17 protein-coding genes and 2 tRNA genes are annotated in these 17,199 nt (G+C 56.4%); 4 read left to right on the top strand and 15 right to left on the bottom strand.

Annotation, left to right across the window (positions count from 1 at the left end):
* Window positions 1-35 precede the first annotated feature (35 nt).
* The 4 genes from KI811_RS06935 to KI811_RS06950 all read left to right on the top strand — a co-directional run bounded on the left by KI811_RS06935 (window position 36) and on the right by KI811_RS06950 (window position 2,820).
* Window positions 36-377, top strand: coding sequence for a helix-turn-helix domain-containing protein (locus KI811_RS06935; protein WP_214185745.1), 342 nt, complete (start codon window positions 36-38; stop codon window positions 375-377).
* Window positions 378-712: 335 nt separating this feature from the next.
* Window positions 713-1,531: a DUF932 domain-containing protein gene (locus KI811_RS06940; protein WP_214185746.1), complete on the top strand. Its 819-nt coding sequence runs from the start codon at window positions 713-715 to the stop codon at window positions 1,529-1,531.
* Window positions 1,532-1,581: 50 nt separating this feature from the next.
* Complete coding sequence (locus tag KI811_RS06945) at window positions 1,582-2,103, top strand: hypothetical protein (protein WP_214185747.1); 522 nt, start codon at window positions 1,582-1,584, stop codon at window positions 2,101-2,103.
* Window positions 2,104-2,820: an HD domain-containing protein gene (locus tag KI811_RS06950; RefSeq protein WP_214185748.1), complete on the top strand. Its 717-nt coding sequence runs from the start codon at window positions 2,104-2,106 to the stop codon at window positions 2,818-2,820.
* A gap of 1,305 nt (window positions 2,821-4,125) precedes the next feature.
* Here KI811_RS06950 and KI811_RS06955 read toward each other — a convergent pair.
* From KI811_RS06955 to KI811_RS07025, 15 genes are all read right to left on the bottom strand, one after another.
* Window positions 4,126-4,314 carry a helix-turn-helix transcriptional regulator gene (locus KI811_RS06955; RefSeq protein WP_214185749.1) on the bottom strand — a complete coding sequence of 63 codons (189 nt, stop codon included), beginning with the start codon at window positions 4,312-4,314 and terminating at the stop codon, window positions 4,126-4,128.
* A gap of 98 nt (window positions 4,315-4,412) precedes the next feature.
* Entirely contained in the window at window positions 4,413-4,874 is a 462-nt protein-coding gene (locus KI811_RS06960) for a hypothetical protein (protein WP_214185750.1), read from the bottom strand.
* A complete protein-coding gene (locus tag KI811_RS06965; protein WP_214185751.1) occupies window positions 4,871-6,109 on the bottom strand; it encodes a tyrosine-type recombinase/integrase in 1,239 nt (412 codons plus the stop codon). The genes KI811_RS06960 and KI811_RS06965 overlap by 4 nt, the downstream gene beginning before the upstream one ends.
* A gap of 179 nt (window positions 6,110-6,288) precedes the next feature.
* Window positions 6,289-6,366: transfer RNA gene (locus KI811_RS06970), tRNA-Glu, on the bottom strand.
* A 50-nt stretch (window positions 6,367-6,416) separates the two neighbouring features.
* Window positions 6,417-6,492, bottom strand: a tRNA-Lys gene (locus KI811_RS06975).
* Window positions 6,493-6,563: 71 nt separating this feature from the next.
* Window positions 6,564-7,856 carry an adenylosuccinate synthase gene (locus KI811_RS06980; RefSeq protein WP_214185752.1) on the bottom strand — a complete coding sequence of 431 codons (1,293 nt, stop codon included), beginning with the start codon at window positions 7,854-7,856 and terminating at the stop codon, window positions 6,564-6,566.
* Between the two features lie 13 nt (window positions 7,857-7,869).
* Window positions 7,870-9,174 carry an ATP phosphoribosyltransferase regulatory subunit gene (locus tag KI811_RS06985; RefSeq protein WP_214185753.1) on the bottom strand — a complete coding sequence of 435 codons (1,305 nt, stop codon included), beginning with the start codon at window positions 9,172-9,174 and terminating at the stop codon, window positions 7,870-7,872.
* 129 nt (window positions 9,175-9,303) lie between these two features.
* A complete protein-coding gene (gene hepT / locus KI811_RS06990) occupies window positions 9,304-9,726 on the bottom strand; it encodes a type VII toxin-antitoxin system HepT family RNase toxin (RefSeq protein WP_214185754.1) in 423 nt (140 codons plus the stop codon).
* Complete coding sequence (gene mntA / locus KI811_RS06995) at window positions 9,719-10,147, bottom strand: type VII toxin-antitoxin system MntA family adenylyltransferase antitoxin (protein WP_281874882.1); 429 nt, start codon at window positions 10,145-10,147, stop codon at window positions 9,719-9,721. Before mntA ends, hepT begins: the two co-directional genes overlap by 8 nt.
* Window positions 10,144-11,676 (bottom strand): FG-GAP-like repeat-containing protein, encoded by a 1,533-nt coding sequence (locus tag KI811_RS07000; protein WP_214185755.1) that lies wholly within the window; start codon window positions 11,674-11,676, stop codon window positions 10,144-10,146. Before KI811_RS07000 ends, mntA begins: the two co-directional genes overlap by 4 nt.
* A 188-nt stretch (window positions 11,677-11,864) precedes the next feature.
* Complete coding sequence (locus KI811_RS07005; RefSeq protein WP_214185756.1) at window positions 11,865-12,146, bottom strand: hypothetical protein; 282 nt, start codon at window positions 12,144-12,146, stop codon at window positions 11,865-11,867.
* Window positions 12,147-12,275: 129 nt separating this feature from the next.
* On the bottom strand, window positions 12,276-13,691 hold the full coding sequence (locus tag KI811_RS07010) for a histidine kinase (RefSeq protein ID WP_214185757.1): 1,416 nt from the start codon (window positions 13,689-13,691) through the stop codon (window positions 12,276-12,278).
* A 540-nt stretch (window positions 13,692-14,231) separates the two neighbouring features.
* Window positions 14,232-14,636 carry a methylmalonyl-CoA epimerase gene (gene mce / locus KI811_RS07015; RefSeq protein WP_214185758.1) on the bottom strand — a complete coding sequence of 135 codons (405 nt, stop codon included), beginning with the start codon at window positions 14,634-14,636 and terminating at the stop codon, window positions 14,232-14,234.
* A 170-nt stretch (window positions 14,637-14,806) separates the two neighbouring features.
* Window positions 14,807-16,465: an acyl-CoA mutase large subunit family protein gene (locus tag KI811_RS07020; protein ID WP_214185759.1), complete on the bottom strand. Its 1,659-nt coding sequence runs from the start codon at window positions 16,463-16,465 to the stop codon at window positions 14,807-14,809.
* Between the two features lie 93 nt (window positions 16,466-16,558).
* Window positions 16,559-17,194: a dTMP kinase gene (locus KI811_RS07025; protein WP_214185760.1), complete on the bottom strand. Its 636-nt coding sequence runs from the start codon at window positions 17,192-17,194 to the stop codon at window positions 16,559-16,561.
* Between the last annotated feature and the right edge of the window lie 5 nt (window positions 17,195-17,199).

A 17,199-nucleotide genomic window follows, 5' to 3' on the forward strand; every position in this document is an offset into this window, starting at 1 on the left:
GGGATATCTGTAATCTTCGATCCCTGGAGCGCGTCATGAAAAAAATCCTGAGCAGTAGAGAAATAGGCTGGAAACTACGAAAACTGCGACTTCAGGCAGGCTGGACGCAGGAACACCTTGCGGAGCAGATTGGAGTGAGTGTTCAGCAGATTCAGAATTACGAGAGCGGTGCAAACAAGATGAACACCGACCGGTTGCAGCAAGTCGCGAATGCGCTTGATGTTCCAATTCAATCGTTCTTTTCTGAGAGTGACGGGACCCTTCCTCTGGCGGTTTCTGAAAAGCTCTTGCTTGATTCCTACCGGGCAATCGACAACAAGGAGATTCAGGAGAGTATCCTCAAAATCACCACCAACGCCACCAGGCAGACAAAATAGAAAATGCCGGCCCGAACTATCTCCGGCCGGCAAATTCATTCATGCATCTGTTTTTACGGATGCCGAATATCCGCAGAATTCATAGGCACATCTTTCCCGCAATCCGCTTTATCCTTTCTTTGACTAGCTGCAGAACCATCAGATATTTCGCCTGCATTCCTCTCTGATTTTTCACATCTTTTTGCTGCTGGGCGCGGCGTTTCCAATTGTGTCACCTGCTACATCAATCCCTCGGGCTGTGCGTCATTTTTTGACGATCTCCTTTTATATACGTCAGATTGCGCGATCTCTTCTGCGCAGGATCAGACAGAACTGAACCCAGAAAGGAGATTACCATGCCAGTTCACGTCCCGGCAGTTCTCGACAACGCATCCCTCAAGAGGATTGCACCCTCCATCTTTGCCTCCCGGCCTTACGAAGGGATGAGCGACAAGTACAGCTTCATTCCCACCAGCGCTGTTCTCGATGAATTGCGTGGCAAAGGGTGGCTTCCGGTCAAGGCGCGGGAGCAAAAAGCGCGTAACGAAGAAAAGCTCGGCTTTACCAAACACATGATTCGCCTCCGCAAGTCTGATGCTCCAGTCATGGTCGGTGAAACCTTGGCTGAGATAGTTCTGGTCAACGCCCACGATGGTGGCGCAGCTTTTCAGCTCTATGCTGGGCTCTTTCGGCTTGTCTGCTCGAATGGGCTTACGGTTGACGAGGGAAGCATTGAACGAATCAGTATCCGGCATTCTGGTGATGTAATTGGAGAAGTGGCGTATGCCGCCAAGCATATTGCCAAAGATGCACCGAGGTTGGCAGGTGAAGTGAAGCGAATGCAGGCCATTGAACTACAGTCCAGCCACCAGCGTTCCTTTGCCGCCGCTGCCCTCGACCTGAAATATGAGAGTGATGAACACGATCGTTCACTTGCTCCTATTACGCCGGACCAGATCCTTGTGCCCCGCCGTCTGGCTGATAAAGGGAACGACCTCTGGACAACCTTCAATGTCGTTCAGGAAAACTTGATCAAGGGAGGGCTCAGGGGACGTTCTCAATCGAAGACCAATCGGCGAGTGCGTACACGGGAGGTTCAGTCGGTCTCAGAGGACATCCGGTTAAACCGGGCACTCTGGACCTTGGCCCGGGAGCTCAAGAAGAAGACACGGTAATTCCATTTGAATGCTGTTACATTTTGCAGGATCCTGAAAGGAGTTTTCCCATGGTTGCAATCACCCTGTATGAGTTCGATGAGCTTTCCCCCGAGGCGAAAGAAAACGCCATCGGCAGCGGAAAGGAGCGGTACCGTGACAGCATTGACGCAATGGTAGCCCAGTACGTCGAAGATTACTTACAGCAGCGCGGCTACGCCTTCGATTCCTTTGAATACTCTGATGACGGCGTAGAAATCACATGGGAGATCCCGAGAGAATCTCCGCTTATGCAGGGATGCACCATTGGCCATTTCGTCATCCAACCTGCACCTGCAGGGCATAAAGTCGAGTGCCTACTGAACGGCGAGCCCGTTCCAGCATCGCTTGCGCCGACAGAGATTCTCAGGCAGATTGAAGATGACGTACAGAAGATCGTCAATGACCTACATAGCGATCTCAAACCCCAGATCGACCACCTTTACGGTGACTCCTATGCAGAAGAAAATCTCCGGGCAGAGAAGGGATTGCTTTTTTTTGAAGACGGTTCCCCTGTCATAGTCCCGGATAACCTGATCAAGTGGGAGGCATAAATGGAAAGTTTTTTGGAGACGGCATGTCGAAACAGTCTGGGTGGTGGGATTCGTCAAGCTGCGGAGGATGCCCAGAAAGGTGATGGTGAACTTATCCGTTTCATCGAGAATTTTGTCATGGAGCCCAACCGGCTCAGTGCAATGGCCGGATTCACCATGGCGGAATGCGAGACCATCCATGCTGCGGCAAGGGTTGCGGAAGACCTACATCACGGCCAGCTCCGCAAGGGAACTGACATCCCCTACATCATGCACCCTTTCGGCGCTGCAGCACTGCTACTGCGTGAGGAATGCACTCCCGATATGGTTGTTGCCGGGCTTCTTCACGACACCATCGAAGACACCGATTATACGATTGAGGAGTTGGCGAAAGACTTCGGTCCGAACGTGGCAGCGATAGTCGAGGGATGCTCGGAACCCTTCAAGGACAGACCTTGGCGCGAGCGCAAGGAACACACTATCTCCTATCTCAGCGCGGCGCCACGGCAGATCCGATTCGTGTCTTGTGCGGATAAGTTGCATAATATCACCGCCATATCCAGAGACTATGAAATGCTGGGAGATGGTCTATGGCGTCGTTTCAAGGCTGGCAGAGAAGATCAGTCATGGTATTACTGGGGACTGGTGGAGAGTTTTAGACATGAGCTATTTGTGAAGACGAGGCTATTTCGGGATTTCGAGTGCATGGTTAACAAAGTATTCGATGCCCAGTATTGACGAATGCACAGGCCCGGCCTTCTGATTGCGCACGCGTGCATGGGTGTGCGACGGGTGTGCAATATCTACTTTATGTTTACATTTTAGGTGGTTGCAGCGATGCAGTAGAGAGTTTGCATAGTCCTTATTTTCGTGCATCTTCTCGGCTATTTCTCTGTTGATTTTTTTTCAATTTCAGTTGCTTATTCCGGAGCACGCTTACTTCCTGTTCGCATGGCTCGCTTATCTCCTGCAAAGAAGAGACTTTTGGGGTCTGTCAGATGGTGAGCATTTCCGTTCTTGGCTCCGTATGATTCCTTTAATACTGCGTCGGAAAATTCGTGTTTCTTCTTTATTATGCGTCAGAAAATTCGCGATTCAGCACGCTGGAGCACAAATACGGCGCGGCTTCATCTAGGTCAGACATACAATGCTATGCAGTCGCAGCTTCTCCCTCTTCTGCTGTTCGATTGGTAGTGATGGTACAATATAAATGTATCCACCCCACTGGATTGGTTTTTCGACTTAACCTGTCCAGCGAGGTGGATTGGTTGGATGCGTGAAATGATGCGAGCTGTCCAGCGGGCTGGACCAGTACCAATCCAGCCCGCTGGACTTGCTACTTGTTTTGACTGATAGGATGGTTCATAGCAGCGTGACGACTTCGTGTCGGAGGAGTCCATTGCTTCCATTCACCTGACATTGCAAACTGTGATGCGACGCCATTACAGCCTTTGAGGCCCCCTCGCTTAATGATTGTGATAAAACCTTTGCGCTCTAGTTCAGCTTTGGCATTCGTGAATGTTTGCGCGCCCATTTCGAGTTCTGACTTTGCCTCGGCGTTTGTACACTTAAAAGACGGTCGCATTCCTTTTTCGCGATCGTCTCGCGTTGCAGCGGTAAATGAGTTCCGCCAAATCAGATAGATAAGGAGCCTCAGGCTCGATGGCGCAAGACTCCTGAAAGCCGGAGATTTTTGCATGTCCATCATTACCATTGAAAACTTTGGCCCTGTTCTGCCAGACTTTCGCTTTTTCCCCACGATTCACCCCTTTGTGGGTGGAGTATGTGAGCGTACCACCCGCGATGCCTCCCGGAAAAGGTAGGAGCGAGAGTTGAGCAGTCTCTTCGCAGGTAATATCGCGTTTAGCTCGTAGGAAATTATCGCATTCCGGAGCTCTTCAGTGTCGGAGAACTCGAATAATACTCGTCGGCCACCGGCTGCCAGGAGCACTGTGACTTCATGCATCGTCGCGACAAGAAAGGCAGCCAAGTCTATGCTTTCTGTTGTGAATACTCGTGAACTTGTCATCATAAGGCCCCCTGTTATTGCGTATCCGTATTACCAAGCGCCACAAGTCGCTCGATATCTGACTTGCGCCAACAGGTTGTGCGTGGCCCGAGTTTGACGGGTTGCGGGAACTTTCCGGATTTGACACCTTCCCACCACTGACTTTTTGATATGGGCAGCATATCGGGAATGAACTGGTTCAAGCGTAGGAGTTTGTCGGACATAAAAAACCTCCAAGAACTAATCTGTACCGCACCGTATGCAGTCAGACTAACAATGGAGGCTTATGTTGTCGTTAGAGATTAATTCGTTCGGGGTATTGTTAATTTTCCTCTATATTGCCTTCTGCGCTTTTCTTGCGCGACCTTTGGCGCTCATTTACCCATTTGCTGACTTCGTCAAACCTTTCCCAGTAACTTTTCTCTATCTCTTCAACCGCCTGTTTATTGTCATTTATTGCATGCCAAATACGACTCTTGCAGTCTTCAAAATCTTTTGACCCGTTTTTCGCCCTGAGCCTCAAGCTTGCATGAATTTCTCGAAAAGCGTCAGAGTCTGTCTTATGTCTCGGCCTAATCTCACGATATAGCTCAATTATCGCAAACGTCTCAGCCTCTATACTTTTTGGGGGTCTGCCCCTTTTTTTTACTTGCTTAGGCGAGTGTTTGATTGGTTTGCCGACGATCCATTCGGCAGCTTTTTCTCGCTCAAGCTGGGTGAGTTTTTTACCGGAAAGTATTAATAATGCAATTCGGTGGCGTTGAAATTCTTCCAATGAATTCACAACGCTGTCCTTGTAAGCGTTATCACTTTCGCCCCAGCCTTGAGGCCGTCCAGATAATCCGCCCATAGCTGCATCATCTTCTTTCGCTCGGCAAGGTGGGAGGTTCGGTTGTATGCGCGACCAAGCGGATCTCTTACCGCATGGGCAAGTTGGTGTTCGATGAAGTCAGGCCGAATCTGCAGTACTTCATCTAGGATCGTCCGCGCCATGGCTCGGAAACCGTGAGTGGTCATCTCTTCCTTGTCGTATCCCATACGGCGAAAGGCTGCAAGCATAGCGACGTTGGACATGGGGCGCTTGTGGGAGCGTAGAGAAGGGAAGAGATACTTTCCATCACCTGTCAGTTTGTGAAGCTCACGAAGAATGGTAATCGCTTGCTTTGCCAAGGGTACCAGATGAGGTTGCTTAGATTTCATCCTGGATGCGGGGATGTTCCATTCTGCCGTGTCGAGGTCGAATTCCGACCATTCGGCTTTCTGCAGTTCGCCAGGGCGGACGAAGACGAGCGGGGCAAGTTGAAGAGCGCACTTGACGACGAAAGTGCCAGTGTAAGCATCAATTGCCCTGAGCAGTTCGGCAACTTGTTTCGGCTCGGTTATCGCTGCGTGGTGCTTCTCTACGGCCTTGGTGAGGATATCTCCAATCTTCAGGTCGGCAGTGGGGTTGCTCTCCACCCATTCATGGTTCAGGGCATAGCGGAATATCTGACCGCAGTAAATCTTGATTCGTTTGGCCGTCTCGATTTTACCCCGCGCCTCGATCCCCTTAAGGAGAGAGATAATTTCAACCCGCTTGACTTCAGTAATCGGTCGGCTGCCGATAACTGGGAAAATGTCGCGCTCCAGGCGGCTCATGACGGTGGAGCAATGACTGGCGCTCCATGCTGGTTCGTTCTTGGTGAACCACTCACGGGCAACCCTTTCAAAGGTCCTCTGCTCAGCTGCAAGTTCTTCCTTCTTGGCCTTCTTGATCTCGCCGGGGTCTACTCCGCTGGCGAGGAGTTTCTTTGCATCTTCTCGGTGTTGTCGTGCATCGGCAAGTGAGGTTGTAGGGTAGGGGCCAAAAGTGAGTTTCTGTTCTTTGCCGGCAAAGCGGTACTTGAGGTGCCATAGCTTGCCGCCGGCGGGTGTCACCAATAAGAAAAGACCGCCACCGTCAAAGAGTTTATAGTCTTTGGGGGCTGGTTTCGCATTTTTGATTTTGAGTTCGGTGAGTGGTTGAATCCGCTTTGGCATGGGCTTTACCTCCTTTTGGGGGCTTGCCAATCCAGGGGTTGGGGGCTGGTCCCCAAATCTGCCCCCAAATGTCTTGGATTTGACCATACCAACTTGGATGTAATTGGACAACTGAAAAAGAAAAAGCCCTGATTTCTCAGGGCCTTTTGGATGGTTCCGGACGGTGCCGGATATGGAATTGGCGTCCCCTGCCGGATTTGAACCGGCGTCGCCGCCGTGAAAGGGCGGTGTCCTGGGCCGGGCTAGACGAAGGGGACGAAGGGAAAACGACCCGGTCAGGCATCCGACCGGGTCGTTTGATTTTGAATGGTGAGCCGCGTTGGGATCGAACCAACGACCACCTGATTAAAAGTCAGGTGCTCTACCAGCTGAGCTAGCGGCTCTCAAAGAGAAGACAACTTTTATCAGGCTTGATGCGGTGCGTCAAGAAAAAAATCCCGAATCGCCCACTTTTTTACGCAAACGGGTTTCTGATCGTTATGGTTTCGTCGCGACCGGGACCGATCGAAACAAGGACAATGGGGCAGCCGATCAGCTCCTGGAGCCGATTGACATAGTGCCGGGCCTTCTCCGGAAGATCCTCGAACCGGCTGACGCCGCGGATGTCGCACTTCCAGCCGGGCATTTCCTCGTAGACCGGCTGGCACTTCTCGAATACCGCCAGGTTGGCCGGCAGGTCCTCAACTGGTTTCCCCTCGTAGGTGTAGCCGGTGCATATCTTGATGGTGTCGAAATCGTTCAGCACGTCCAGCTTGGTGAGCGCCACGCCGGTAAGGCCGTTGACCCGCACGGCGAAGCGGACCACCATGGCGTCGAACCAGCCGCAGCGCCGGGGGCGGCCGGTGGTGGCGCCGAACTCGCCGCCGGTCTGGCGGAGCTTCTCCCCGTCGGCATCGAGGAGCTCCGTGGGGAAGGGGCCGCTGCCGACACGCGTCACGTACGCCTTGGAAATGCCGATAATTTCGTGGATATCCCGGGGGCTCACACCTGTTCCCGTGGCTGCGCCCCCCGCGCAGGTGGACGAGGAGGTCACGAACGGATAGGTGCCGTGGTCCACGTCGAGAAGGGTCCCCTGGGCACCTTCGAAGAGGAGCTTCTTCCCCGCTGTGATGTCCTTGTAAAGGATCAGGGAAGTGTTGGCTACATACTTCCGGAGAGTCTCCGCGTATCCGCTGAAGGTCTTGTAGATTTCGTCATAAGAGAGGGGCTTTTCGCCCAGGAGCTTTTCGAGGATGAAGTTCTTCTCCTCCAGGTTCTCGCGGAGCTTGCGGGCGAATATTTCGGGATCGAGCAGATCCATGAGGCGGATCCCCCGGCGGCCGATCTTGTCCTCGTAGGTGGGTCCAATCCCCCGACCGGTGGTGCCGATCTTCTTGTCGCCGCTCTTGGCTTCGCGGGCCAGGTCGATCTGCTTGTGATACGGCATGATGATGTGGACCGATTCGCTGACCAGAAGGGCGCTGTCGTCCTGGAGGCGACCCTTTTCCTTCAGCCGGTTTATCTCCATGATGAAGACCTCGGGGTCGAGCACCACGCCGTTACCGATGATGCACCGCTTCCCCTTGTGGAGAATCCCCGACGGAATAAGGTGGAGGACGGTCTTCTCGCCGTTTACGACCAGCGTATGGCCGGCGTTGTTTCCGCCCTGGTAACGGACCACGTCGTCCGCATGCTCGGTGTAGATATCGACAACCTTGCCTTTTCCTTCATCGCCCCACTGGGCGCCAACCACTACCACGTTTGCCATGTTCTTCTCCTTGTCAGGGAAGGGTATTGAGCGAAAAATCGTTCCGCATGAGATCGGCCTTCTTCACGACCGTCCCCTGTTTGTCTGCCACCCGTACAACGTATGCTTCATCGGCTGCGCAGTAGTCGCCGCCGATCACCATCATTCTGAGGATATTCATCCGCCGGGCGTAATCGAGGGAGTCGTTGAAATCCCTGTGGATGATGTCGCGGGCGGTGGAGTAACCCAGAGCCCGCAGGTGCTGGGCGATTTCGAGGGCCTCCCGGCGGTCGTCCTTGAGGTTGAAGATGAGGAGATCGCGGGTCTTGCTCGCCTCCACATCGGGCCGCTTTTCAAGTGCGTTCAGTAGGGCCAGTATATTGAAGGCGAAGCCGGTGGCCGGGGCCGGATACCCGTAGCGCTGTGTCAGGTTGTCGTAGCGCCCGCCGCTGCAGACCGCCTCGCCGATTCCCGTCACGAACCCCTCGAACGTGAGGCCGCTGTGGTAATCGAGGCCCCGGATCTCCCCCAGGTCAAGGGTCAGGTGGTCGGAAACGCCGTGGATATCCAGAATGTCCAGCACTTGTGCGATGTTGTCCAGTGCCCGGCGGGATGAATCGGAGGTCGCAACCCGTGCCGCCTCGGCCAGCACCTCGCGCCCGCCGAACAGGCGCGGCAGCGCGGCGAGCTCTTCCTTGATCCGGTCCGCGACGGGCTCGGTTTCGAGGATTGCCTTGACCGCCGACGAGTCCTTCTTCCCCACTGCCTCCTGGAGCCGCCGGCGCGCATCGTCGCCGAGCCCCGAAGCCGCAATGACCCCGCGGATGAACCCCGCATGTCCCAGATCCACCTTGAATTCTGCGAACCCGAGACCCTTCAGGATTTCCACCGCCATGGCAACCATCTCGGCATCGGCCTCGGGGGAATCGAGCCCGATCAGCTCGACCCCGGCCTGAAACGTCTCGCGGCTCCGGCCCGACTGGAGCTCCACGTGCCTGAGCACCCGGCCGATATAGTAAAGGCGGTGGGGAAGGGGGCCGCCCCGCATGCGGGTTGCGACGATACGGGCCACCTGCGGGGTGATGTCCGAGGGAATGGCCAGGAGCTTGCCGGTCTGGCGGTCATCGAAGCGGAAGGTCCGCTCCTTGAGATCCTCGCCGAGACCCGCGGCCATGACGTCCTGGAACTCCAGGAGCGGGGTGATGATCCGCCGGAAGCCCCAGAGTTCGAACACCCTGCGGATCTTCCCTTCGATGTAGCCGATCTTGTCGGCCTTTTCGGGGAGAAAGTCGGTTACCCCCTTGGGGAGGGGCGCTTCTATGGGAGCGGGATTTGTCAACGGCTGTCTCTGTATGGTATGGCGGAAGATAGTGAAAAAACGCGCAAAACGCGGAAAATCCTAGCAGTATAGGGTGCTGATGTCAACGACAAATCCCCCCACGGCACGTCCGTTGGAGATGCTTCGTGGTCATTGGCGCCGAAGATGCTCAACGATCATCCGTGCGTAGTCCCTGAAATCACCGAGTCTCTCCGTGAGAATTCTGTACACAATCTCGTCGTTGATCTTGCCATAGTCATGCACGATAAGGTTTCTGAAAGATGCCATCTCCTTGAGAGTCGAAACGATACCCGGTTCGATAATGCCGGCCGCGGCTAGAACGGAAAAAACATCCCTATTGCTCTCCGCTTCCGGCAGCCCTTCGTCGGCGATGATGTGCCACCCCATATCCAGACAGGCTTCTATGGCTATCTGTAAGGTCCGCTCCACATATCGTCTCGTCTTCTTGTCCGATTCATAAAAATCAAGGGAGATCCCCCGCACGGACTCAAGGTCGTTCAGGTATTCCTCCAGGAGCCCCAGCAGCCGTTCCATAACGTCCCGGTCAACCATTGCAATCTCCCTTGAGAAGCCTCTCCTCCATCCTTCTCACAAAGAGCCGGTGGGCCGGGAGAAAATCGAAATACATCTTGCGGGAACGGATTTCGAATGCCTGGCGCGCCCTTCTGTCCCGTTCATAAAGGACAATGCCGTGCTTCAGTACCTGTCGCTGCATGAGAATTCCGCACTGGTCCAGCACCAGTACATCCACCTCCGTTTTCAGGAGGCTTGCAAGTTCGGACATCGCCCTCAGGCGGTAGTCATACGCGGGTTTTTCCCGGAGAAGGACCGCCAGATCGATATCGCTCTTCGCCGTGGCCTTCCCCGTGGCCTGTGAGCCGAAGAGGTAGACTGCCGTCACCGTCTCGTCGCCGGCGAAGAACGCCCGGATTGTTTCGATCATGGCATCGTTCACGGGCATCGGTTCCCTCACTCCACCCTCTTCACCACCATCATGCTGGCTCCTTTGTCCAGGAGCCCTTCCTTCTTCACCACTTCCAGGGCCACAAGCTCCTTGCGGGTACTGTCATAGAGATAATCGGCCAGGTAGCTCTGGCTCTGCTTGGTGTGCCAGACCTCGTCCATGGACGATCCGTTCCAGGTGAAGGCATAGACGCTGCTCTTCTTGAAGGCGCGGTTGTTGCCGATGACGAACATGCCCTCGTTCTTCGGTACGATCACCTCGCCGGCGGGGGAAACCGTAATCCGCTGCTCCAGGAAGACCCACCGGAAGGGGTCGCCGGTCGTGCGGACGTTGGCCAGATCCTCGCGCTTGAAGTAGGTCTCCGAACCGCCGAACTTGTCGCTGCTCCGCCACAGCTCTTCGCCGGCGGCGGAATAGACGATGAGATACCCGTCATCATTGAGCACCACGGTGCAGACGCTCCCGGACGCGTCACGGAACTGGTTGAAGTTGTACAGATAGCCGAAGCGGGGGAGCTTGATGGGGTTTTTCAGATCAAAGCGGTCACCGTTTTTGACCACCTCGTACACGTCGCCGTAGAAATCCTTGTCGGTGCTCATCTGCTGGGCGTAAATCTTATAGTCTTTGCCGTTCAGGGCGATTCCGCGGAAGTAATAGGGGAGCTTGGCCGCAACCCGCTTGAGGGAGTCTTTTTCCGCCACCCAGACCTGGGAAGCGAGCGAATCGCCGCTGAGAACGGTCAGGTAGGCCTCGGGGGTCCCGTCGCCGTCCAGATCGGCGGAATCGACGGCGATTACCCGGTCGCCGGGAGAGAACGATACCTCGGCCACCAGCTTCAGCCCCTCCCCCTTGCGATAGAGGCGCAGGGCCTGCTCGTCGGCCACGTAGAAATCCCGTGTTCCGTCAGCTGCCGTCTTGCCCGGGGCAATGCCGATGAGGGTGCCCGAAAGCCGCTGGCTCATCCAGCCTCCCGAGGCGGTGCGGGTAAGATCCTGGGGTTTCACGATATCACTGGTGGTTGATGCCTTCACCACATCCGCGGCCTGCTGGGGAGCGGAGGGGCGCACCACGTCGGAGACGGGAACCGGCACCGGTGCAGGTACCGGCTGGGAAACCTGCTGCGGCACCATCACCACCCCCGGCTTCACCTTGGCCGCGATCTCGGCCGCCAGGCTCTGGCCCAGCTTGCCGGCGGCCGGGATCAGCTCGTCCTGGCTCTCACCCTGCTGGAACGACCGGGCGATGACCCGGCCGCTGGGGTCCTTGGCCACCGCGTCGAGGCTGAAGACCTTGCCGAAGGCGATATAGCTCCCCTTCACCAGCACATCGGCCCCCACCGGAGAATCCACCGACAGCACCGAATCATTGCTCAGGCGCGACGCAAAGAGCGTCTGCAGCGTCGACTTCAGTTCATCCTTGTTGGCGGCGCCGGTCACCGCGAACTCCGACACGTAGACCCTGACCTGGGCCGCGAACAGGGTGGAGGCGGCCGTGAGGGCCACGAACAGAACTGCGCAGAGAAGGGAAAGTCTTTTCATTGTTGCTCCTGGAAGGGGTGTTACCTTCTTGATTATTGCTGAGTTACTAGGTTGCGCTGGCCGATTATTGCAAACCGCCTTTACCATGTCAAAGCTTTACTCACCGACTGAACCGCTGTTGCGGCACGCTGAAACAAAAAGAGGGGAGAGTTGCCTCTCCCCTCGGGGTGTTGCTTGTTCTGGTCGGGTTAGTTGCCGCCACCCTTGAGGATGTCGTCGAGCAGGGCGTTGGCCTCGTCCAGCTTCTGCTGGAGCTTCTTGATCTCGTCGGCGGAGTAGACCTTCTTCCCCTTCTTGATCTCGGCGTTGAGCTTCTTGATCTTCTTCTGGAGGGTGTCGACTTCGGTTGCGCAGTTCTTGGAAGCCAGGAGGCACTGGTCCTTCTCTTCCTTGGTCATCTCAGCAGCGAAAACCGGTACGGTAGCCGACATCATAAATGCCGCCATCAACAATACAGCCATCTTCTTCATGGTTGACCTCCAAGTGGGTAGTTGAACTTCCTGTTCTCTTAGTTAACCAGACAGCACGGTAAAGTCAAACGGCACAGCATAAAGAAAAACCGGGAGGAAGCGTAGCTTCCCCCCGGCGTGGAGCAGTACTTAGAATGCGTAGTTCAGCATGATGCGGCCGACGTACGGATTGCGGGGGTCATCAGGATTGGCGGCGGTGCCGACAGTATCCTTGTAGTAGTCGCCAAGGAACACATAGGCGCCCTGGAGGCTGGCGGTCAGGTTGTCGAACACCTTGTAACCCACTTCACCGTTGATCTCGGTGCCGAGGTAGTTGCTCTTGTGGCCGCCTCCGTTGACCCGCCCGGTGCCAAAGTCGTCGTTTGACTTGTCGGTAGCGACGAAGCCGGCATTGACGTTGGCAAAGGCCTTGGGAGTGATGTTGGCGTTGTAGCCGACAAAGCCGCCGATGACGTTCTTCACGTTGTACACGATGGCCCGGTCGCCGGTGATGTTCATCTTGTTCCGGAACATGATCATCATGTCGGACTCGTAGAAGCTGTGCTCGCCATTGGCAGTAGAGGTCTCGTTGGTGATACCCCGGTAGGTGGAGTCATCGCGCGTACCGTTCTGCTCGCCGGAGGCATAGAGGAAGGAGGCCTTCAGGGTGCCGGGGCCCAGCTTTCCTTTGGCGGTGAGGTTGGCAGCCCAGCCGTTCAGGTCGATTTTGTCAGCACCGTTGCTGCGTCCGCTCTGATAGAGGAGGAAGCCGTCCAGGGTGAGCGGGGCAAGCTTGACCTCGGCGTTCACACCAACGGTGTGGAGCATGTAGTCATAGGCAGCAGCAGCGGTTTGGTCGACGTTGAGGAGGTAGTAGGAGGCGCCAACTTTCACGTCCTTGGTGATGTTGTACTTGCCGTCCACGATGTAGAGGTCGCGCTTGGCCTTGCCGGGGGTCGATGCAACTCTGGTGGCAGTTGCTGAGCCAAGGGTGAAAGTGTCGGCATCGTCAAGTCGGGAGAAACCGACAAGTACGGAGCCGTCGCCAAGCTTGGCGGTGGCAAGGGCCGCAGCCGCGTCGGCGTTGATGAAGATACCCTTGTAGGAGTCGACAATCGGTTGGATACCGACCTTGAAGTTCATGGGGGTGGAGGGGATGTTGAAGTCCAAGTAAACGTTCTTGGTCTCGAAGTTCACGGTGTCGGCACCGACAGCGCCGCCGCCGTTACGGCCGTTGGCGTAGGAGGTGTCACCCCAGCGGGAGTCGATCTCGAAGTGGGTCACCAACTTGAGGTCGTCGTTGGCCTTGGCGATGTACATGAGGCGGGCGCGCTGCTCAACGAAGCTCTTGGTCTTGGGGTCTACTCCGTTGTACTTAAGTACTCCTGTTGAGTATGCCCCTGTGTCGGTGGGGAGAATTTGCCCGGAACCACCGTCGTTGTAGTTGGAGATCGTCCCGAACACCCGGAACATCCCGTGGAACTCGTTCTCCAGCGCCAGGGCCGGAACTGCCGTCGCAGCGGTCAGCGCGCAGGCGGCGGATACTGCCAATACTTTTTTCTTCATCAGTTGCCTCCTTCATTGGTGATAATAACTGCATATGAGAGTTGTGTTGCTAAAAGCCGTGGTTTGTTGTGCCGTTTCGTCGATCACCACCTTTCTCAAGAGAAATGTCCAGACGTAACTGGCGTAAGTACCCCCTCCAAAAACAAAAACCCTTTTCACCCTCCTTGGTGAAGGGGAAAAAGGGGTCGTTCAGTCAACGCGCCAAACCCGCGGGGAGGCCCCGCCGGTTGCGAACATGCATGCAAGATTGTGATAATGACGTGTAAACATCGGCACCTGTGCATTCATATCAGGGGTTAGATTCTACTTATCAATCAGGTTCTGTCAATCGCAAATTTCATGAGCCAGGGCGCTTTCGCCATGTTTTCGCCGCGCGTATGTGAATGGTGCTTAGTTAATGTCACGGATATGTTACGTTTTTACGGCAATAACGTTAAATTACAAAATGCCGTTCTAAAATTTAGGGACACTATAAAGAGATTAAAAGTAATGTCAAGAAAAAAATCCCGATAAATCAAGGCCTGTGGAGGCTTTATGCAGTCAGTGCCCCATCTGGCAGAGTTCGGTCAGGACCCCGCGGCTTGTTTTAGGGTGGATGAACGCGATGCGGGCGCCGTGGGCGCCGCTTCTCGGCACGCTGTCGATCATCCGGGCACCGTCGGCAACGAGCCTGGCAATGGCCGCCTCGATGTCCTCCACCTCGTAGGCGATGTGGTGGATGCCGGCGCCGTTTTTCTCGATGAACTTCGACACCGGGCTGTCGCCGGTCGTGGGCTCAAGCAGCTCGATCTTTGATTCGCCGATCTGGAAAAAGGCCACGGTGACCTTCTGCTCGGCCACCTCTTCGGTCCCCATGAAGGCCATGCCGAGGTTATCGCGGTAGAAGGGAATGGCGTCGGCGAGGGATTGGACGGCGATGCCTATGTGGTTGATTTTGGTAAGCATGTCTAACCTCTTACGAATTCAGGAGTCAGAATGAAGGCAGCATGTGGCTAGTAGCTTCGGACTCCTTCTGAGAATGTTTCGGCTGTTCACCCTCTGCGCGACCCCCCTGCTTCGCTACGCTCGCTTCCCCCCTACAAGGTAGGGGGGACTGAGGGGGGTCATTCTTGCCTCTACAGCACTACCGTCTCCCGGTGGACGCCGAAGACGTCGCGGAGGACGTTGGCGATTTCGCCGAGGGTGGCGTAGGCCTTGACGGCGTTGAGGATCGGCGGCATGAGGTTGTCGGTTCCCTTGGCGGCGGCGGCGAGGGCGGCGAGGGTTTCCTTGACCCGGGCGTCGTCGCGTTTGGCTTTCATGCCGGCCAGGGACTTCTTCTGGGCGATTTCTACCTCTTCCTTGATCTTGAGGAGCTCGGGGGCAGGCTCGCCGGTTACGGTGAACTTGTTGACGCCGACGATGATCAGGTCTTCGGTCTCGATGGCCCGCTGGTAGGCGTAGGCGGAGTCCTGGATCTCCTTCTGCTGGAAGCCCCGGGAGATGGCTTCGACGGCGCCGCCGAGGGAGTCGATCTTGTTGATGTACTCGGTGGCGGCCATCTCGATCTGGTCGGTGAGGGATTCCACCAGGAAACTGCCGGCCAGGGGGTCGATGGAGTCGGCTGCGCCCGATTCGTAGGCGATGACCTGCTGGGTGCGGAGCGCGATGCGGACGGAATCCTCGGTGGGGAGGGCCAGGGCCTCGTCGCGGGAGTTGGTGTGGAGCGACTGGGTGCCGCCGAGGACTGCGGCCAGGGCCTGGATGGTGACCCGCATGATGTTGTTGTCGGGCTGCTGGGCCGTGAGGGTGCAGCCGGCGGTCTGGGTGTGGAAGCGGAGCATGAGGGACTTGGGGTCCTTGGCGCCGAAGCGCTCTTTCATGATGGTGGCCCACATGCGGCGGGCGGCCCGGAACTTGGCCACTTCCTCCAGCAGGTTGTTGTGGGCGTTGAAGAAGAAGGCGAGCCGGGGGGCGAATTCGTCCACGTTCAGGCCGGCCTTGATGGCCGCTTCCACGTAGGCGATGCCGTCGGCCAGGGTGAAGGCCACTTCCTGCACGGCGCTGGAGCCGGCCTCACGGATGTGGTAGCCGGAGATGGAGATGGTGTTCCACTTGGGGACCGAGTCCTTGCAGTACGCGAAGATGTCGGTGATGATCCGCATGGACTCCTGGGGGGGATAGATGTAGGTGCCCCGGGCCATGTACTCCTTGAGGATGTCGTTCTGGATGGTGCCGGAGATCTTGTCCGGCGATACCCCCTGCTTCTCGGCCACGGCGATGTACATGGCGAGGAGGATCGACGCGGTGGAGTTGATGGTCATGGAGGTGGAGACCTGGTCCAGGGGGATGCCGTCGAAGAGGATCTCCATGTCGGCGAGGGAGTCGATGGCGACCCCCACTTTGCCCACTTCGCCCTGGGCCATGGCGGCGTCGGAGTCGTACCCCATCTGGGTGGGGAGGTCGAAGGCGACGGAGAGGCCGGTCTGGCCCGCCTGGAGGAGGTATTTGTAGCGCTCGTTGGACTCCTTGGCCGTGCCGAAGCCGGCGTACTGGCGCATGGTCCAGAAGCGCCCCCGGTACATGGTGGGCTGGACGCCGCGGGTGAAGGGGTACTGGCCCGGGAACCCCAGCTCCTCTTCGTAGCCCGGGTAGTCGTCAAAGCCGGGGGTGAAGCAGCGCTCCATCTCGATGCCGGAGGTGGTGCGGAATTCGGCCTTCCGCTCCGGGGCCTTGGCGATATTCTTGGCCACGACAGTATCCTGCCAGGCCTGTTTCTTGTCGCTGATGCTCATTACGGTCTCCTTCTGGTGGTGGATAATTCGTATCTTGAAAATGAAACGGCCCCCGCCGTGGTGTTCAGCAGGGGCGCGTCGGTAGTTGTGCGGTTAGAGGATGGACTGAACCTTGGCCCAGATTTCTTCGTTTATGGCATCTTCCGACCTGCCGGCCGAGGCGTCGATGCTGACGCCGTGCCAGCGGGAGATCTCCTTGAGATAGAACTCCCGCATCTTTTCATAGTATTCGATGCCCCCTTCGTGATGGATCTGCAGGACATCCTCGATCCGCTCGAAGGCCTCCTGGGCCGGCACGTCGATGAAGAGGGTCAGATCTGGATAGATCTCATCCTCGAAGAGAAATCCCCGGGAAAGCTTCTCGATATGGCGCAGCACGTCGAAATGCTTGGTGTAACCGCTTACCCACGCGTTAGCCAGGGAGGAGATGCTCGACTGCTTGCACAGAACGATCTTGTCATCCTGCAGCGCCGGCTCAACGATGTTCTTGAAGACCTCGGTCCGGACCGCGGCCTCGAACAGGAAGTCGGCCCGCGGGGTTCTGCCGAAGGGCCAGTTGAGAAGATTGTCGATCCCGAGTTCCTTTGCCCGGCCGGAATCGGGGTTGGCGCATTCGACCACGTCGTATTTCTTCCCTGCCAGGGCCTTGTGCAGGCCCACGATGGCCGCCTTGACCTGCTGGCCCGAGCCGCTGATTCCCTCAATGACGATAAGTTTTCCTTTTCTCACGGTAT

The sequence above is a fragment of the Geobacter hydrogenophilus genome, assembly GCF_018501225.1.
Taxonomy (GTDB): domain Bacteria; phylum Desulfobacterota; class Desulfuromonadia; order Geobacterales; family Geobacteraceae; genus Geobacter; species Geobacter hydrogenophilus.